Source organism: Pantoea sp. SO10 (assembly GCF_005281435.1).
In the GTDB taxonomy this organism is placed as follows: Bacteria; Pseudomonadota; Gammaproteobacteria; order Enterobacterales; family Enterobacteriaceae; genus Pantoea; species Pantoea leporis.
Map to the genome: position 1 here is coordinate 3,628,517 of NZ_CP040095.1, position 13,102 is coordinate 3,641,618.

The window sequence follows — 13,102 nt, forward strand, 5'->3', positions numbered from 1 at the left end:
GCGCGGGGCAACTTACATAAAGATGGCGTAAACCACGGCCGCAACAATGAAGCGGTAGATAGCGAAAGAGACGAACGAGATACGCTTGATCAGCTCAAGGAACACCTTGATCGCCAGCAGCGCCACGACGAAAGCCGTTACAAAACCGACGGCAAACATTGGTAAATCCTGCATCGTCAGGAAGCCGAGGCTCTTGTAGAGATCCAGTCCGGTGGCGCCAATCATCATCGGCACCGCCAGAATGAACGAGAACTCTGACGCCGCATAACGGCTCACGCCCATCAGCATACCGCCAGAAATCGTCGCACCTGAGCGCGAGAAACCTGGCCACAGCGCCAGACACTGGAAGCAGCCAATCATAAATGCCTGACGGTAGGTGATATCGTCAACGCCAACCGCTTTCGGCTGCTTCGGCTTGAAGTATTCCGCCACCAGCAGCAGCACACCGCCGACCACCAGCGCATACATCACGTTGATCGGGTTAAACAGCGTTTTGATTTGGTCGTGCAGCAGCAAACCAATCACCACCGCAGGCACCATACCCAACAGAATATGAATCAGGGTTAATTTGCCCGTACCCACGCCTTCATGTTTGACCTCACCGAAGTGAATGCCGATCAAACCAAACAGGCGGCGCCAGAACATCACAACCACAGCCAGAATCGAACCGAGCTGAATCACCACTTCGAAGGTTTCAGCGGTCTGGCCTTCAAAACCCAACAGATGGCCAACAATAATCATGTGGCCCGTGGAAGAGACCGGCAGGAATTCCGTGAGGCCTTCTACAACCCCCAGGATTGCAGCTACCCAAAGCTGGTGAATGTCTGCCATCAAAATATTTCCTCTATCCGTTTTAAACAGTAAAAAGGCGGTCGCAAAGGGCTACCGCCTGAAATTATGCCTGCGTCACGCTGAAGGAAACCTTAAGAAATTCGGTCACTTCCTGCTGGTTAGCGCAACGGCCTCAAGTGAGACACACCATAATTTGGTTTGGTTTCATTGTGATGGCAATCACGGAAGATTTATTTCGGAATAGTCCCGCGCTCAATACGTACGCCAACGCTGGCCGCCTGCGCTACAGCGCCCGGTTTGCCTACCTTTATGCGTACTCCAGGGGTTTTGAAACGATTCATCAACAGATCGGCGATTTCTTCTGCTACCCTTTCGACCAGGGCAAAACGCTGGCCTTGCAGATGATTGAGGATCACTTCCGTGACATCGGCGTAGCTCAGGCAATCATTCACATCGTCGCTGGCGGCGGCGTGACGGTTGTCCCACGCCATTTCGACATCGAGCACCAGCTTCTGCTGCATGCCTTGTTCCCAGTCGTAAACGCCAATAGTTGTGAACACGGTAAGCTGCTCGATAAATACGATATCCATGATGTCAGTCTCTGTTTTTGGCTAAGCCGGATACCACTTCCGGCGGATTATGCGTATTATCCACGCTTATCGAGAACAAAACGACCCAAAAGGAACGGTACGACGCTATGAGTGCTATCGCGCTTGGTATGATTATTTTCGCGTATCTTTGCGGCTCGATTTCCAGTGCGATACTGGTCTGTAAACTGGCTGGTTTACCCGATCCGCGCTCGCAAGGCTCAGGCAATCCTGGCGCGACCAACGTTTTGCGCATTGGTGGCAAAGCCGCCGCTGCGGCGGTGCTGATTTTTGACGTGGCAAAAGGCATGCTGCCGGTGTGGATTGCTTATCTGCTGCACGTTGCCCCGCTCTATCTTGGCCTCACGGCGATTGCCGCCTGTCTGGGCCACATCTATCCGGTGTTCTTTCGTTTTCGCGGCGGTAAAGGCGTGGCGACGGCCTTTGGTGCGATTGCGCCGATTGGCTGGGATTTGACGGGATTGATGACCGGCACCTGGCTGCTGACGGTGCTGCTAAGCGGCTATTCGTCACTTGGCGCGATTGTCAGCGCGCTGATCGCACCCTTTTACGTGTGGTGGTTCAAACCGCAATTCACTTTCCCCGTTTCGATGCTCTCGTGTCTGATTCTGTTGCGGCACCACGACAACATCCAGCGCCTGTGGCGCGGCCAGGAAAATAAGATCTGGAAGCGGAAAAAGAAGAAATAAAAAAACCGGCGCAAGGCCGGTTTTTTATTTTAGATGGCGGGCAATTCTGCCAGCGGCCAGCGCGGCCGCACGCTGACGCTGAGTCCACCGCTGGTGCCGCCTTTGAGGCGCACCATGCCCGCGTAAGCAATCATCGCGCCGTTATCGGTGCAAAACTCAGGGCGTGCGTAAAACACCTCGCCGCCACGCTTTTGCATCATCTCGGCCATGCGCTCACGCAGCGTGCGGTTCGCGCTGACGCCACCCGCAATCACCAAACGTTTAAAGCCAGTTTGCTCAAGCGCGCGTTTGCACTTAATCATTAAGGTATCAACCACCGCATCTTCAAATGCGCGAGCAATATCCGCGCGAGCTTGCTCGTCGCCCTGATGCTCGCGAATGGTATTCGCCGCAAAGGTTTTCAGGCCGGAGAAGCTGAAATCCAGCCCCGGACGATCGGTCATTGGCCGCGGGAAGCGGAAACGGTTTGGCGTGCCTTGCTGCGCCATACGCGACAGCATCGGTCCGCCGGGATAATCCAGCCCCAGCAGCTTGGCGGTTTTATCGAACGCTTCGCCAGCCGCATCGTCAATCGATTCGCCCAATAAGGTGTATTCACCAATGCCGGTCACGCTGATCAATTGCGTATGCCCGCCGGAAACCAGCAGCGCGACAAACGGGAATTCCGGCGGATTCTCTTCCAGCATCGGCGCCAGAAGATGCCCTTCCATATGATGCACCGGCACCGCCGGCACATTCCAGGCGAATGCCAACGCTCGGCCAATGGTGGCGCCAACCAGCAGCGCCCCCACCAATCCGGGCCCGGCGGTGTAGGCGACGCCGTCAATCTGTTGTGGCTCAAGGCCCGCTTCTTTCAGTGCCGCCTGAATCAGCGGCACGGTTTTACGGACGTGGTCACGCGATGCCAGTTCCGGCACCACGCCGCCGTAATCGGCATGCAGTTTCACCTGGCTATATAGTTGATTTGCCAGCAGACCGGACGCATCGTCGTAAATCGCGATGCCGGTTTCATCGCAGGACGTTTCAATACCCAGAACTCGCATAGCTTTTATCACCCTCTTCGTGCGGCGCGCAGTGTAACACAGGCAATTCTCACGCCAGAGACTTTGCCCCTGAAAAAGTGTTTTTCTGTCGCACAAAGAGTGCGCTATACTCCACGGCCTGAAAAAACCGGCAGCCGCGATGGCATATGCCCCTGTTGGTTCTAAATTATACATGGTGCTTTACAAGTCGGCCGCGGCTGGAGTAAAATGCTGCACCATTTTGAAATGTGCTGGCGCCGCAGTCAGCAGCAAAAACCGAATTTTATCGAGGTAAGAGTTACATGCCGGTAATTAAAGTACGTGAAAACGAGCCGTTCGACGTAGCACTGCGTCGCTTTAAGCGTTCATGCGAGAAAGCAGGTGTTTTGGCAGAAGTTCGTAGCCGTGAGTTCTACGAGAAGCCTACCACTGAGCGTAAGCGCGCTAAAGCATCTGCAGTTAAGCGTCATGCCAAGAAACTGGCTCGCGAAAACGCACGCCGCACTCGTCTGTACTAATTTCTTGCGGAAGCTTGCTTCCGCCGCGTGATAAACGCAGACAGAGTCAAGTAAAAGGCCGTGCTTTCCGAAAGGAAGCGCGGCTTGTTGTCGTTTATGAGCTGAAAAATCGGGGCTTATGGCTGGACGAATTCCACGCATATTTATCAACGACTTACTTGCCCGCACGGACATCGTGGATATTATCGATGCCCGCGTTAAGCTGAAAAAGCAGGGTAAGAACTATCACGCGTGCTGTCCTTTTCATAACGAGAAAACCCCCTCTTTCACCGTAAGCGGTGAGAAGCAGTTCTATTACTGCTTCGGCTGTGGCGCCAAAGGCAACGCCATCGACTTCCTGATGAATCACGATCGTCTGGAATTTGTTGAGAGCGTTGAGGAGCTCGCCACGCTTCATGGCTTAGAAGTGCCGTATGAAGCGGGCAACGGTCCTAGCCAGATGGAGCGCCATCAACGTCAAAGTCTTTATCAGTTGCTGGATGGCCTGAACGGCTTCTATCAACAGAGCCTGCGTAATCCACAAGCGCAATCTGCACAGAACTATCTCGCCACGCGCGGTCTTAGTCAGGAAGTGATCGATCACTTCGCTATCGGCTATGCGCCTGCGGGTTGGGATAATGCTCTGAAGCGCTTTGGGCAGCAGAAAGACGATCGCGAATCACTGATGGAAGCGGGCATGTTGGTCAGCAATGACTCTGGCCGCACCTACGATCGCTTCCGCGATCGTGTGATGTTCCCTATTCGTGATAAGCGTGGCCGCGTGATTGGTTTTGGTGGCCGCGTGCTGGGCAACGATACGCCGAAGTATCTGAACTCACCGGAAACACCGATTTTCCATAAAGGCCGCCAGTTATACGGACTTTATGAAGCGCAAAAAAATCATCCGCAACCCACGCGTTTGTTGGTTGTCGAAGGTTACATGGATGTGGTGGCGCTGGCGCAGTTTGGCATCGATTATGCCGTAGCTTCGTTGGGCACTTCGACCACCGCTGAACACGTTCAGCTGCTTTACCGCTCAACGGATACCGTGATTTGCTGTTACGACGGCGATCGCGCCGGACGTGAAGCGGCATGGCGTACGCTCGAAACCGCATTGCCTTACATGAATGATGGTCGTCAGCTACGCTTTATGTTTTTGCCCGATGGCGAGGATCCGGACACGCTGGTACGCAAAGAGGGCAAAGCAGCCTTTGAAGCGCGGATGGAGCAGGCGACACCGCTCTCCACATTTTTGTTCGACAGCCTGATGCCGCAAGTGGATTTGAGTACACGCGATGGCAAGACCAAGCTGGCGACCTTGGCGTTACCGCTGATTAGTCAAATTCCCGGTGAAACGCTGCGCATTTATATGCGTCAAACCTTGGGTAATAAACTCGGGATTCTTGACGATAACCAGTTAGACAAGCTGATGCCGAAGCTGGCAGAAAGCGGAGTGCTGCCAACTGCCCCACCGTTGAAGCGCACCACCATGCGCGTATTGATCGCGTTATTAGTGCAGAATCCGCAATTTGCCTCCATCGTGCCTACACTGGATGGACTGGAGCAGTCAAAAATGGCGGGTTTACCGCTATTTGTGGAGTTAGTCAGCCGTTGTACAGAGAATCCTGGCCTGACCACCGGACAGCTACTAGAGTTATATCGCGGAACAAATTTTAGCCAGCCCCTTGAAACACTGGCCACCTGGAACCACATGATAGTGGATGAAGAGGCGGAAGAAGTGTTCCAGGATTCACTGGCGAGCATTTACGATTCCGCACTCGAACAGCGCCTTGAAGCGCTGATCGCACGCGAGCGAACGGAAGGCCTAAGCGCCGTAGAACGCCGCGAATTCTGGGCTCTAAGCCAGGCATTAGCGAAAAAATAAGATTTTTACGGGGTCAGAACCGCAAGTACGTTAAAAACAGTATTCTGGTTCAGTGATTTCCGGATTGATAGACGCGATAAGCGAAGCCGGAAACACACAGCACAAATTTAGAGGCGTCAACGTCGCAGCCAGTTTCAGTGCTGCCAGCGCACAGCAACCGGAGCGTACTGAAGTACGTGAGGATTGCGAGCACTGCCTGCACTGAAAATGGCAAGTAAGTTAGCCTCGGAAAGAACACAAGCGGCTTAAGTGCCGATTATAGATGGGCTTCAGCCCTGGCCGCGATGTAGGCAGCGGCAAAAACACAACGCCTTCACTGTTATAGTTGGCTCGCGCCGACCGACACCAATCTAATTAACAGAAGTGTGGATACCGTCTTATGGAGCAAAACCCGCAGTCACAGCTTAAGCTACTTGTCACCCGTGGTAAGGAGCAAGGCTATTTGACCTATGCTGAGGTCAATGACCATCTGCCGGAAGATATCGTCGACTCCGATCAGATCGAAGACATCATCCAGATGATTAATGACATGGGTATTCAGGTTGTTGAAGAAGCGCCTGATGCTGATGATCTGATACTGAATGAAAACAGCTCCGATACTGACGAAGATGCCGCAGAAGCCGCCGCTCAGGTTTTATCCAGTGTTGAATCTGAAATTGGCCGTACCACCGACCCGGTGCGCATGTACATGCGCGAAATGGGTACCGTTGAACTGCTGACGCGCGAAGGCGAAATTGACATCGCTAAGCGCATCGAAGACGGTATCAACCAGGTCCAATGCTCTGTAGCCGAATATCCGGAAGCGATCACCTATCTACTCGATCAGTATGATCGCGTTGAAGCGGGCGACTATCGCCTGTCTGACTTGATCATCGGCTTCATCGATCCTAACGCGGAAGAAGATATCGCGCCGACCGCCACGCACGTGGGTTCTGAGTTATCTCAGGAAGATCGTAACGACGATGAAGAAGAAGATGAAGAGGATGACGACAGCTCTGACGACGATAATTCTATCGATCCAGAACTGGCTCGCGAGAAGTTTGGCGACCTGCGTACGCAGTATGAAACCACGCGTACCGTCATCAAAGCTAAAGGTCGCAGCCATGCTGACGCCGTAGCCGAAATCCAGAATCTCTCTGAAGTGTTCAAGCAGTTCCGCCTGGTACCGAAGCAGTTCGACTACCTGGTAAACAATATGCGTGAAATGATGGAGCGCGTGCGTACGCAAGAGCGCCTGATCATGAAGCTGTGTATTGAACTGTGCAAGATGCCGAAGAAAAACTTCATCACGCTGTTCACCGGCAACGAAACCAACCCAAGCTGGTTCAAAGCCGCGCTGGCAATGAACAAACCATGGTCTGAGAAGCTGCTGGAAGTTGAAGATGATGTGAATCGTTCGCTGTACAAACTGCAGCAGATCGAAGAAGAAACCGGCTTGACCATCGAGCAGGTGAAGGACATTAACCGTCGCATGTCTATCGGCGAAGCGAAAGCGCGCCGTGCGAAGAAAGAGATGGTTGAAGCAAACTTACGTCTGGTTATCTCTATCGCCAAGAAATACACCAACCGTGGTCTGCAGTTCCTCGATCTGATTCAGGAAGGCAACATCGGCCTGATGAAAGCCGTTGATAAGTTTGAATATCGTCGTGGTTATAAGTTCTCAACTTACGCCACATGGTGGATCCGTCAGGCCATCACTCGCTCTATCGCTGACCAGGCGCGCACCATCCGTATTCCGGTGCATATGATTGAGACAATCAACAAACTCAACCGTATTTCGCGTCAGATGCTGCAGGAGATGGGTCGCGAACCGACGCCGGAAGAGCTGGCTGAACGTATGCTGATGCCTGAAGATAAGATCCGCAAAGTGCTGAAAATCGCTAAAGAGCCGATCTCTATGGAGACGCCGATTGGTGATGATGAAGATTCGCATCTGGGCGATTTTATCGAAGACACCACGCTGGAGCTGCCGCTGGATTCCGCAACCTCGGAAAGCCTGCGCTCAGCGACCCACGACGTGTTGGCTGGCCTGACCGCGCGCGAAGCGAAAGTGCTGCGTATGCGTTTCGGTATCGATATGAACACCGACCACACGCTGGAAGAGGTTGGAAAACAGTTTGATGTAACGCGTGAGCGTATTCGTCAGATCGAAGCCAAGGCGCTGCGTAAACTGCGTCACCCAAGCCGCTCAGAAGTACTGCGTAGCTTCCTCGACGATTAATCGTTGTCTAGACGAAAAAACCCTGGCTTGCCGGGGTTTTTTATTGCCTGAAGAATAGCTCTTTCACGCGTTGTTCTGCAGCCAATCATGCAGTTGGCGATAGGATGCGGCCATCTCTTCCAGCGTCGCACGATTTAACCCGCTCGGATTAGGCAGCACCCACAAACGCGTTTCACCCAGCGTTTGCGGCTGCTCGCCCCACTCAACTTTGCGCTGACGAAACGCTTTCTGAAAAGCATCCTTGCCCAACACCGCCAACGCACGCGGCTGATAGTGCAGAATCTTTTGTTGCAGGCGTGAACCACCGTCGCGTAATTCATCGCCGTCCAACTCGTTAGCCTGCACCGTTGGACGCTCCACCAGCATGGTGATGCCACAGCCAGTTTCCAGCAGCCGCTGCTCCTGCTCGGGCTTAAGTAACTCGCGCGTAAAGCCGGCCTGGTAAATCACCTTCCAAAAGCGATTACCGGGATGCGCAAAGTGAAATCCGGTGTGCGCCGACGATTTGCCCGGATTGATGCCACAAAACAGTACCTGTAAATCAGGCGCAATAATGTCGCGGATATCGTGCTCGCTCATGCCATCTCCAGTCCGGCGCGTTGTTTTACCGACCGACGACTGCTCGCCAGCATCGTACGTGCTTCCTCGTCGTCCGGACAAGCACGTGCCATTGCCACCGCGCCAACCATTTCAGCCAACATGGTGGTCGCGGCGTCATCCGCATGCGGATGGTTAAGTTCATGTAGCGTCAACGCCAGGCGCTGCCGCATGGCTTCTCGCCGCTGGGAAAATAGTGTGCGCGCCTCAACCGGTAAATGTGCCATTTCACTCACCAGCGCAGGCAGCGGACAGCCTTCACCCGGCGTGTTGCAATGATGCTCGGATAAATAGCTATCGATTAACTGACTCAGTCGTTCAGCGGGATCGTTAATTGAGGTGATATCCGCAAAGCGGCGCGCCGAATCGGCAAACATCTCAGCGATCACCGCTTGCACTAAATCTTCGCGCGAGGCGAAGTGGGCATAAAAGCCGCCGTGCGTTAAGCCCACGCGCTTCATCAGCGCCGCGACGCCGATGCTTTCAGTGCCGTTCTCGCGCATTACCACAGCGGCTTCATCCAGAATGCGCTGTCGCGTACGCGCTTTATGGCTCAGCTTTTCCATCTTCATTGACTCCGATATCGTTGATGGCAATCAGTGTAATTATTACAACCATCATATTCTAGCTTGACGATAAATATTATGATCGTCATATTAAACCTCGTAAATATGATAACCATCATTTAGAGGAATACACCATGTCACAACAACTGGCTTTAATCACCGGCGCATCAAGCGGAATTGGCGCGACCTATGCAAAACAGCTGGCAGCATGCGGTACAAACTTGATTCTGGTGGCGCGCGATGAAGCCAGGCTCAATCTATTGGCGCAATCTTTGCGTGAATCACATGGCGTTGAAGTCAGCGTGTTAGCGGCCGATCTCACCAACCATGATGATTTGCAAAGAGTCGATCACGAAATCCAGCAAAATAAAGCGATTACTCTGCTGGTAAACAATGCGGGCATGACGGTTGAAGGTGAATTCATCGACGGTGACATCGCGAAAATTCAAACAATGCTGACGTTAAATATCGTGGCGCTGACACAGCTGGCCCACACTGCTGCGCAGGCGTTTCGTGCACGTCGCAATGGTACGATAGTGAATATTGCTTCAGTGCTAGCGCTAGTGAGCGAATCGGCGAATGGCGCGTACAACGCCAGCAAAGCGTATGTGCTTTCCCTGACCCGTAATTTGCATCGTGAATTAGCCGAAAGCGGTGTGCGTATGCAGGCGGTGTTGCCAGGCTTAACGCGCACTGAGATTTTCGAGCGCGCAGGAAAATCCATTAACGAACTTCCCGCAGAGATGCTGATGGAAGTGGATGATTTGGTCTCGGCTGCGCTACGTGGACTCGATGCCGGCGAGTTGGTGACCATCCCATCCGTTGAAGATGTGCATCTTTGGCGGAGTTATGAAGAGGCACGCATCGCCATATTGCCGTTCATCTCGCTTAACAAGCCTGCATCACGCTATTTGTAGCATCAGCAAACTTTCGAATGAGCCTGGTCTCAAAAACCAATGATGATTGGGCGCTTAATAAGCGATAGAGCGTGGGACGATAGAATTTTCTTTTGAGATCAATGAGTCAGCTATTGCTGTAATTTTCACCATCCAAATGGCGAACTCTGGATCACCCTAACAAGATACTCTATAATCCCCGCTCCGCTGGCCCCTTAGCTCAGTGGTTAGAGCAGGCGACTCATAATCGCTTGGTCGCTGGTTCAAACCCAGCAGGGGCCACCAAATTTAATAATGTAAATCATACTGTTAACCCACCTTTTTCAAGGTGGCTTTTTTGTTTGTCATTCATAGTGGCGATTAAATGGCGATACGTTTTCTAAAGCGATTCTAAATATCAATCACGCTCCAACTCATTCACCTGCCACCGCACCGAACTCACGCCCTTTTCCAGACTGATGCGGCTCACCAGGCTTTCCAGCTGATCGGTTAATGTGGGATTGCCAATCACTTCAGCATTCACCTCCATGCGATGCGGCGGATCCAAATCCTCACTGTGCAGTGATTGCAGGCGCAATCCGCTGCCGCCCAGCGTGTGCAGCATTAGGCTGCGAACCTGAACCTCATCCTGCGCGAGGCAGATGATTTGTACTTTATAGTGTTGCATCGCTTCGGCTGCTGAGACGATGGTTTGGCGGTTGATACCCAAGGCCAGTTCTCGCAGCAGTATATTCGCGCACAGGATCACCATGCAGCCGAGGGCCGCCTCCAGCAGCAATCCCATGCTGCACAGCACGCCAATGGCGGCGGTGCACCATAAGGTGGCTGCGGTATTTAATCCGCGGATGTTCAAGCCATCGCGCATGATGACTCCGCCGCCGAGGAAACCGATACCGGAAACCACATAAGCCGCAACGCGTGACGCATCCGTAGCGATGCCGGGCACGCTTTGTGTCATCAGAACGAAGAGACAAGCGCCAGTGCTCACCAGCGCATTGGTGCGTAATCCGGTCATGCGTTGACGTAGTTGGCGCTCACTGCCGATCAGCGCGCCCAAAACCAGCGCGACGGTGACGCGCAGTAAAAAGATTTTCCAATCCATGATAGACCTCAATCCGCAGCTTTCTATTTGCGGAACAACAGGTTAATAAATGGATTACAGACAGTGCAAATACCGCTGGGAACCAGCCGCATTGTGCTTATGAAAAGGGGTGATTCTGGAAGGAAATTCACCGTCTTAACGCGCAGTTAAGACAGCGTGAAGGCTATCTTACCGCGAGGTCCTGCTGTAATCGTTTGGGACTTGTGTCCAATGCCGTTCTCCTCTTGGGTAAAAATTCGCCGCGATTCTAAAGTGACTTACGCAGCATTGCCAACTCAAATAGCCCGTTCGTTTACGTTGGGTTAAAACAAAAAACCCGCCGAAGCGGGTGTATGGAATTGTTATCTCCCCTTCGTTAGCCAACGACTTAGCGTGCCCGAGTTAGCATATCCGCTGATAATGGCGGCATAGCTATCGAAACGGTTGCTGACTTCACTGACCTGGTTGTTGTACAGATCGCTTTCTGCGCTCAATACATCCAGCAATGAACGGCGGCCTAAGTGATACCACTGATCAAAGAAGTCCTTACGAATCCGATCGGATTCCACAATCAGGTTTTTGTACAGCACGGCGCGTTCCGCTGTTGAGTGGGCATTCTGGTTGGCAGCACGCACACGATTTTCCAGATCGCGGCGTTGCTCCTGCACCTGCTGACGACTCGCTTCGGCACGTTTAATCGCCGCAATTTCCTGGGCGTTGGTTGAACCGCCGCGGAATAAGCCCCAGCTAACGTTCAGGCCGGTTTGCCATGCCTGTTGGCGTCCGAGCTGATCTTCACGGGTGTTTTTGCTTACCGTCCAGTTGAGCTTTGGCAGGCCAGAAGCTTTGATTGCCTCCGCCTCTTTAAAGGCTGCTCGCTCCTCAGCGCTGGCGCGCAAGATCAGAGGATGGACATCCAAACTCGTCAGTTGGCGGTTTAAATCACCAAAGGAAAGCGCCCACTTATCGCTGGCTGGTAACGTCACGCGGTTGTTGCCCATCAGGCGATTCAGAGTGATTTCAACATCCCGCGCGCGAGACTCGGCATTTTCCAGGTAGCTTTGCGCTTGCAGTAAGCGCCCTTTTGCCTGCGTCAGTTCACTGCGACGTCCAGTATCTGACTGAACAATACCGCTGAGCATTTTGGTCAGCTCTGCCATACGCGCCAAATACTGCTTACTGATGGCGATGACGTGCTGCTGTTTATTCCACTCAATCAAGGCGTTACTTACCTGCATCGCCAAATCTTCTCGCTGTGCCTGCACCGACTGTAAGGCTGACTTAACGCGCTCTTCGCGACTTTCAATGGTGCGACTGGTTTGGCCAAAGTCGATTAGATTAGTCGCTACTGAAACACCTAAAGACGGCATATTCCCCTGGTATTCATAATTTTTAGTTCCACCACCAAACTCTTTGGTTGCCGAAGCGGCGCTTACATCAACTTGTGGCCAGCGCTGGCCTTTCGCTTCATCTACGCTGGCTTCAGCCGCATCACCCTGAGCGATATAGGACTTCAGCGCCGGGCTGATTCGCCAGGTGATACGCGCAGCTGAAAGAAACAGTTGCCGTATTTCACTCTCGGCAACTGTTTCATTAACTCCGCCGCTTAACGTAACGGGTGAAGTCGTTTCTGCCGCTGTAGTCGCTGCTGGAGGGCTAACATAACTAAAATCTGCCTTAGCGCTTTCAGCTGGAGCATAGGTTTTCGTTGCTGCAGCCTGCTGCTGACCCACATTTCGCGACGATTGTATCGGGTTAAACGGCTGTGGTTCAGGGCGACGCTGATCCTCCGTCAGGAAACCTCCGCCCTGAATTTCAGCATACTGGCTGGTTTTCGCGCTGATCTGTGCAGGACGTTCGGCGGCTTCGCGCTGGTGCGGCGCTTCTGCTATTGGGGCCGGTACGATTGGCGCAACTGACGGCTGAACCCGCGGAGTAATCGCGACCTCCGGTATCTGTCTTTCAACAAACAGCGGCGCTGGCGCAGTGAACGTTGGTTGCGCAACCTTTGCCGCAGGTGTCGCTGGAGCAGATGCAGGCGCCATTGAACCTTGCAAACGTTGCGTTCGCACCGGCGCTGCCGCAGGAGCGACAGGACGCTGGCCGCTCATTTCCGCAAACATCATCAACTCACTGGTGGAATCCGCCATCACGTTAACCGCGGGCGCCATCACAACGGCAATACAAACGGCAAGCAGAGAGAGATGACGCGCCTGTGCATGGCGCATCTTGTTATTATTTTTCATGA

Annotated in this window: 12 protein-coding genes and 1 tRNA gene; 6 read left to right on the forward strand and 7 right to left on the reverse strand. The window is 53.1% G+C overall.

Translation table 11 applies throughout. The annotated features are described in order from the left end of the window. Positions 1 to 12: 12 nt before the first annotated feature. Both bacA and folB read right to left on the reverse strand, forming a co-directional pair. A complete protein-coding gene (bacA, locus tag FCN45_RS16680; protein WP_137386559.1) occupies positions 13 to 831 on the reverse strand; it encodes an undecaprenyl-diphosphate phosphatase in 819 nt (272 codons plus the stop codon). A gap of 191 nt (positions 832 to 1,022) precedes the next feature. Further along, positions 1,023 to 1,382, reverse strand: coding sequence for a bifunctional dihydroneopterin aldolase/7,8-dihydroneopterin epimerase (folB, locus tag FCN45_RS16690; protein WP_101762984.1), 360 nt, complete (start codon positions 1,380 to 1,382; stop codon positions 1,023 to 1,025). Between the two features lie 107 nt (positions 1,383 to 1,489). On the opposite strand from folB, the gene plsY reads away from it, so the two are divergent. Continuing rightward, positions 1,490 to 2,089 (forward strand): glycerol-3-phosphate 1-O-acyltransferase PlsY, encoded by a 600-nt coding sequence (gene plsY / locus FCN45_RS16695; protein ID WP_061720459.1) that lies wholly within the window; start codon positions 1,490 to 1,492, stop codon positions 2,087 to 2,089. 29 nt (positions 2,090 to 2,118) lie between these two features. On the opposite strand, the gene tsaD is transcribed toward plsY, so the two are convergent. After that, positions 2,119 to 3,132: a tRNA (adenosine(37)-N6)-threonylcarbamoyltransferase complex transferase subunit TsaD gene (tsaD, locus tag FCN45_RS16700; protein WP_101762982.1), complete on the reverse strand. Its 1,014-nt coding sequence runs from the start codon at positions 3,130 to 3,132 to the stop codon at positions 2,119 to 2,121. Between the two features lie 281 nt (positions 3,133 to 3,413). On the opposite strand from tsaD, the gene rpsU reads away from it, so the two are divergent. The 3 genes from rpsU (at position 3,414) to rpoD (ending at position 7,714) form a co-directional block, all read left to right on the forward strand. Beyond that, entirely contained in the window at positions 3,414 to 3,629 is a 216-nt protein-coding gene (gene rpsU, locus FCN45_RS16705; protein WP_008103436.1) for a 30S ribosomal protein S21, read from the forward strand. A gap of 118 nt (positions 3,630 to 3,747) precedes the next feature. Next, positions 3,748 to 5,493, forward strand: coding sequence for a DNA primase (gene dnaG, locus FCN45_RS16710; RefSeq protein ID WP_110867319.1), 1,746 nt, complete (start codon positions 3,748 to 3,750; stop codon positions 5,491 to 5,493). 379 nt (positions 5,494 to 5,872) lie between these two features. Then, a complete protein-coding gene (gene rpoD / locus FCN45_RS16715; RefSeq protein WP_064738465.1) occupies positions 5,873 to 7,714 on the forward strand; it encodes an RNA polymerase sigma factor RpoD in 1,842 nt (613 codons plus the stop codon). 63 nt (positions 7,715 to 7,777) lie between these two features. On the opposite strand, the gene mug is transcribed toward rpoD, so the two are convergent. Together mug and FCN45_RS16725 are read right to left on the reverse strand one after the other, a co-directional pair. Continuing rightward, positions 7,778 to 8,293 (reverse strand): G/U mismatch-specific DNA glycosylase, encoded by a 516-nt coding sequence (gene mug, locus FCN45_RS16720; RefSeq protein WP_101762980.1) that lies wholly within the window; start codon positions 8,291 to 8,293, stop codon positions 7,778 to 7,780. Then, positions 8,290 to 8,877, reverse strand: a complete 588-nt coding sequence (locus FCN45_RS16725; RefSeq protein WP_137386912.1) for a TetR/AcrR family transcriptional regulator — start codon at positions 8,875 to 8,877, stop codon at positions 8,290 to 8,292. The genes mug and FCN45_RS16725 overlap by 4 nt, the downstream gene beginning before the upstream one ends. Before the next feature lie 134 nt (positions 8,878 to 9,011). Here FCN45_RS16725 and FCN45_RS16730 point away from each other — a divergent pair, with 134 nt between their 5' ends. Both FCN45_RS16730 and FCN45_RS16735 read left to right on the forward strand, forming a co-directional pair. Beyond that, the gene (locus tag FCN45_RS16730) at positions 9,012 to 9,794 is read left to right on the forward strand and encodes an SDR family oxidoreductase (protein ID WP_137386561.1); all 783 of its coding nucleotides are present in this window, start codon (positions 9,012 to 9,014) and stop codon (positions 9,792 to 9,794) included. A gap of 188 nt (positions 9,795 to 9,982) precedes the next feature. Next, positions 9,983 to 10,058, forward strand: a tRNA-Ile gene (locus tag FCN45_RS16735). Between the two features lie 112 nt (positions 10,059 to 10,170). Here the strand turns inward: FCN45_RS16735 and FCN45_RS16740 are convergent. Both FCN45_RS16740 and FCN45_RS16745 read right to left on the reverse strand, forming a co-directional pair. Further along, complete coding sequence (locus tag FCN45_RS16740) at positions 10,171 to 10,875, reverse strand: MgtC/SapB family protein (protein ID WP_110867369.1); 705 nt, start codon at positions 10,873 to 10,875, stop codon at positions 10,171 to 10,173. Positions 10,876 to 11,216: 341 nt separating this feature from the next. Continuing rightward, positions 11,217 to 13,100 (reverse strand): TolC family protein, encoded by a 1,884-nt coding sequence (locus FCN45_RS16745; RefSeq protein ID WP_137386562.1) that lies wholly within the window; start codon positions 13,098 to 13,100, stop codon positions 11,217 to 11,219. Positions 13,101 to 13,102 lie beyond the last annotated feature (2 nt).

Bases quoted from the DNA above. Each gene is read 5' to 3' on its own strand.
- bacA (WP_137386559.1), bottom strand. From the start codon at position 831: ATGGCAGACATTCACCAGCTTTGGGTAGCTGCAATCCTGGGGGTTGTA.
- folB (WP_101762984.1), bottom strand. From the start codon at position 1,382: ATGGATATCGTATTTATCGAGCAGCTTACCGTGTTCACAACTATTGGC.
- plsY (WP_061720459.1), top strand. From the start codon at position 1,490: ATGAGTGCTATCGCGCTTGGTATGATTATTTTCGCGTATCTTTGCGGC.
- tsaD (WP_101762982.1), bottom strand. From the start codon at position 3,132: ATGCGAGTTCTGGGTATTGAAACGTCCTGCGATGAAACCGGCATCGCG.
- rpsU (WP_008103436.1), top strand. From the start codon at position 3,414: ATGCCGGTAATTAAAGTACGTGAAAACGAGCCGTTCGACGTAGCACTG.
- dnaG (WP_110867319.1), top strand. From the start codon at position 3,748: ATGGCTGGACGAATTCCACGCATATTTATCAACGACTTACTTGCCCGC.
- rpoD (WP_064738465.1), top strand. From the start codon at position 5,873: ATGGAGCAAAACCCGCAGTCACAGCTTAAGCTACTTGTCACCCGTGGT.
- mug (WP_101762980.1), bottom strand. From the start codon at position 8,293: ATGAGCGAGCACGATATCCGCGACATTATTGCGCCTGATTTACAGGTA.
- FCN45_RS16725 (WP_137386912.1), bottom strand. From the start codon at position 8,877: ATGGAAAAGCTGAGCCATAAAGCGCGTACGCGACAGCGCATTCTGGAT.
- FCN45_RS16730 (WP_137386561.1), top strand. From the start codon at position 9,012: ATGTCACAACAACTGGCTTTAATCACCGGCGCATCAAGCGGAATTGGC.
- FCN45_RS16740 (WP_110867369.1), bottom strand. From the start codon at position 10,875: ATGGATTGGAAAATCTTTTTACTGCGCGTCACCGTCGCGCTGGTTTTG.
- FCN45_RS16745 (WP_137386562.1), bottom strand. From the start codon at position 13,100: ATGAAAAATAATAACAAGATGCGCCATGCACAGGCGCGTCATCTCTCT.